Genomic DNA, 3,553 nt, shown 5'->3' with positions numbered 1-3,553 from the left:
ATCTCGTCGCCCTGGATCTGGGTCTTGACGCCCTTGGGGCCCTCGTCGCGGATGAGCTTGGTGATCTTCTTGGCGTTCTCGCTGTCGATGCCCTGCTTGAGGGTGCCGGCGATCTTGTAGGTCTTACCCGATGCCTGGGGGTCGCCGGCGTCGAAGGCCTTCATGGAGATGTCGCGGCGGATCAGCTTCTCCTTGAACACGTCGACGGCGGCCTTGACCCGCTCCTCGGTGGAGCTGGTCAGCTCGACGGCTTCCTCACCCTTCCAGGCGATCTTGGTGTCGGTGCCGCGAAAGTCGAACCGGGTGGCCAGCTCCTTGGCGGCCTGGTTCAGCGCGTTGTCGACTTCTTGGCGGTCGACCTTGCTGACGACGTCAAACGATGAATCCGCCACGGGATCGGTCCTCTCTGGGTGGTGCTGGTCGTTTGCAGCCCGGCTATATCCTCGTTGTACGCTGCTACTCGCACCACGGCAGGTTGCCCGAGCGGCCAATGGGAGCGGACTGTAAATCCGTCGGCGTAAGCCTACCCAGGTTCGAATCCTGGACCTGCCACCCAGGTCAGCGAGGCAGCTGCGGCGCCCCTGTCTCAGTAGCGGATCCCTATCCGGACAACGTTGGGGTTGGGGTATTCGTGGCAGATCGGCCTTATAGCTTCTGTCGCCTGCGGCAGATATCAGGCCAAGCAACGACGATGCATAACGCATCGAATCGCATCGCTACACTGCTGTCATGACCAAAACAATCACGGTTCGCCTCGATGAGGCTGACCACATCGCACTGCATCGGCAGGCAGAGCGGTTGCGGGTACGGCCTGGCACCCTGGCCCGCATGTTGGTGCACGCCGGACTCAACGAAGATGCACCTGGCCTCGGACGCTCCGACGCTCGTACCGCGATCGACCGGCTGGTGCGGCGCTCCCGCAAGCTAGCGTCAGCGGATGCGGTGGGGCTGGTCGATGAGGCACGGTCCGACTTCGGCGCTGCGCGGTGAGCGTCGTCGTCGACGCGAACGTGCTCGTGGCCCTGCTGGTAGCCGATGAGCACCAACCAGCGGCACAAGCTCACCTTGAGGAGTGGTTGGCCACTGGCGAGCAACTGCATGCCCCGAGCGTGCTGCCCTATGAGATCGCAAACGTGCTTGCCCGTCTGGTCTTCGAAGGCGCACTCAATGTCAATGATGTCACCGAGATTTGGCAGGACCTTGCCACTTTCAAGCTGCAACTGCACCCGTTTGATCTCGTTGGCGACGGGCCCGAGATCGCCACGATCACCGCCCAGCTTCGGCGCCGGCACGCAACCGACTCGACGTACATATGCCTTGCTCAACGGCTCAAAACAACACTCTGGACCCTTGACGGCTCGCTGGCCCGCAACGCCGTCGACGCCGGATTTCCGGTCAAGCTCCTTGCCTGACCCCTGGCGCTCCCAGGCGTGCTGGGAGCGGCTGCCAGCGGGTCTGCCGCATGCGTTCCGCCGCCCGTATGCTGACAGCGAGGCGACGAACCTGGCGTGTGCTTTTTCACCGCCGTTCGGACACGGCTGGCGTAGCGCCGGGCGCCGTTACCAGACAGGCTGAACAGGCGAACGGGAAGGAAGCCACGGTGCCAAGGACCGAGGGTGACAGCTGGGAGATCACCGAGAGCGTGGGTGCGACGGCGCTGGGAGTGGCGGCCGCTCGAGCCGCGGAGACCGAGAGTGCCGACCCGCTGATCCGCGACCCCTACGCCCGGGTGTTCCTCGACGCCGTCGGCGAGGGCATGTGGACCATGTGGTCGCCGGCGAGCCTGCCCCCGGAAGCCGCCGAAATCGAACCCGACCTGCCGGTGCGGATGCAGGGGATGGCCGACTACATGGCCTCGCGGACAGCGTATTTCGACGAGTTCTTCCTCGACGCCGCCGCGGCCGGGGTGCGGCAGGCGGTAATCCTGGCTGCCGGTCTGGATGCGCGGGCGTGGCGGCTGCCCTGGCCGGACGGCACAACGGTCTACGAGCTGGACCAGCCCCGGGTCTTGGAGTTCAAGACTGCGACGCTGCGCCGCCATGGTGATGTGCCCAGGTGCAACCGGGTCGATGTCGCCGTCGACCTGCGCGAGGACTGGCCGTCGGCGCTGCGGCAGTCCGGTTTCGATGCCGCAGCGCCCAGCGTGTGGTCGGCCGAAGGGCTGCTGCCGTTTCTGCCGGCGGCGGCGCAGGACCTGCTGTTCGAACGGGTGCAGGCGCTGAGCGTCGCGGGGAGCCGGATTGCGGTGGAAGCACTCGGCGCCGACTTCAACGACCCGGCTGTCCGCGATCGGCAGCGGGCGCGGATGCGGCGCTACCGGGAGGTGGCGGCTCAGCTGGGCAAGATGGGCAAGATGGGTAACGTCGCCGCCCCCGATTTCGACGACCTGTGGTACTTCGAGGAGCGCGCCGACGTGGCCGATTGGCTGCGCGGTAACGGCTGGGAGGTGACCGAGGTGACCTCCGAGCAGCTGATGGCCCACTACCACCGCCCGCCGGCGACCGACGTCGAGGACCCGGCACCGCAGAATGTGTTCGTCTCGGCGCAGCGGCAGTGACCATAGGGTCCAAAGCCCCTAGCGGAGGCATCATCGGTAAGGCTAACCTACGTTGTATGACGCTACCGATGCCTGACAGGAAACCCGCTGACCTCCCCGGCCACTGGCTCTTCGCCCGGCTGGGCAAACGCGTACTGCGGCCGGGCGGTCTCGGCCTGACCGAACGCATGCTCGCCGACGCGGCGCTGCCCGGGGCCGACGTAGTGGAGTTGGCTCCGGGGATGGGCCGCACCGCCCGGGAGATTCTGGACCGCAAGCCCGGCACCTACACCGGCGTGGAGGCCGACGAGAACGCTGCGGGGGTGGTCCGCTCGGTGGTCGGCGACAAGGGCACGGTGGTGCAGGGCGAGGCCGCCGCGACCGGGCTGGCAGACAGCAGCGCCGACGTGGTGGTCGGTGAGGCCATGCTGACGATGCAGACCGACCCGCACAAGGCCGAGATCGCCCGCGAGGCGTTCCGGGTGCTGCGTCCCGGCGGCCGCTACGCCATCCACGAGTTGGCGCTGCAGCCCAATGGGGTTCCCGATGAGGTCAAAGACGAGGTCCGCACGGCGTTAGCGCGCTCGATCAAGGTGAACGCGCGCCCGCTGACCGCTGACGAATGGACCGAGCTGCTCACCGAGGCCGGCTTCACGGTGGACAAGGTCTCCTTTGCGCCGATGGCGCTGCTGGAGCCGCACCGGCTGATCGCCGACGAAGGCCTGCTGGGTGCGTTGCGTTTCGTCGTCAACGTCTTGCGTGATTCCGACGCCCGGGCCCGCGTGCTCGACATGCGTTCGACGTTCCGCAAGTACCACCAGAACATGGCCGCCATCGAGGTCATCGCGGAAAAGCCGGCTGCGTAGACCTAGTGGTTCGTGACCGCGATGCGTCGGGCCGGCCCCGAAACGCCCGGCCCCGCGACCGGTTGGGTCGCCCGCTGCCGCACGGCTATCACGGCCCTGACGTCGTCGAAGGCATCCCCGAGGATCTCGATCTGCCGCCGGCGCAGACGCT

General features: G+C 66.9%; 5 protein-coding genes, 1 tRNA gene and 1 pseudogene. 6 read left to right on the top strand and 1 reads right to left on the bottom strand.

The genetic code is table 11. The features are described 5' to 3' along the window. Positions 1-392 (bottom strand): YajQ family cyclic di-GMP-binding protein (locus AC2VOP_RS17475; RefSeq protein WP_486962134.1); only part of this gene is annotated, 392 nt, incomplete at its 3' end. Between the two features lie 77 nt (positions 393-469). Here AC2VOP_RS17475 and AC2VOP_RS17470 point away from each other — a divergent pair. From AC2VOP_RS17470 to AC2VOP_RS17445, 6 genes and pseudogenes are all read left to right on the top strand, one after another. Then, positions 470-552 (top strand) — tRNA-Tyr (locus AC2VOP_RS17470). Positions 553-729: 177 nt separating this feature from the next. Beyond that, on the top strand, positions 730-990 hold the full coding sequence (locus tag AC2VOP_RS17465) for a hypothetical protein (RefSeq protein ID WP_486962133.1): 261 nt from the start codon (positions 730-732) through the stop codon (positions 988-990). After that, positions 987-1,412: a type II toxin-antitoxin system VapC family toxin gene (locus AC2VOP_RS17460; protein WP_486962132.1), complete on the top strand. Its 426-nt coding sequence runs from the start codon at positions 987-989 to the stop codon at positions 1,410-1,412. Before AC2VOP_RS17465 ends, AC2VOP_RS17460 begins: the two co-directional genes overlap by 4 nt. A 188-nt stretch (positions 1,413-1,600) precedes the next feature. Beyond that, on the top strand, positions 1,601-2,557 hold the full coding sequence (locus AC2VOP_RS17455; RefSeq protein ID WP_486962131.1) for a class I SAM-dependent methyltransferase: 957 nt from the start codon (positions 1,601-1,603) through the stop codon (positions 2,555-2,557). 56 nt (positions 2,558-2,613) lie between these two features. Beyond that, complete coding sequence (locus AC2VOP_RS17450; protein WP_486962130.1) at positions 2,614-3,402, top strand: class I SAM-dependent methyltransferase; 789 nt, start codon at positions 2,614-2,616, stop codon at positions 3,400-3,402. Between the two features lie 5 nt (positions 3,403-3,407). Further along, a pseudogene (locus AC2VOP_RS17445) lies at positions 3,408-3,553 on the top strand (DUF309 domain-containing protein); the annotation flags it as partial.

Source organism: Mycobacterium sp. TH-M106 (genome assembly GCF_057473765.1).
The sequence above is the reverse complement of the archived record's forward strand: the minus strand, read 5'-3'. Positions and strand labels throughout refer to the sequence as shown.

Excerpts from the sequence above, each read along its gene's own strand:
- AC2VOP_RS17465 (WP_486962133.1), top strand. The coding sequence starts at position 730 with ATGACCAAAACAATCACGGTTCGCCTCGATGAGGCTGACCACATCGCA.
- AC2VOP_RS17450 (WP_486962130.1), top strand. The coding sequence starts at position 2,614 with ATGACGCTACCGATGCCTGACAGGAAACCCGCTGACCTCCCCGGCCAC.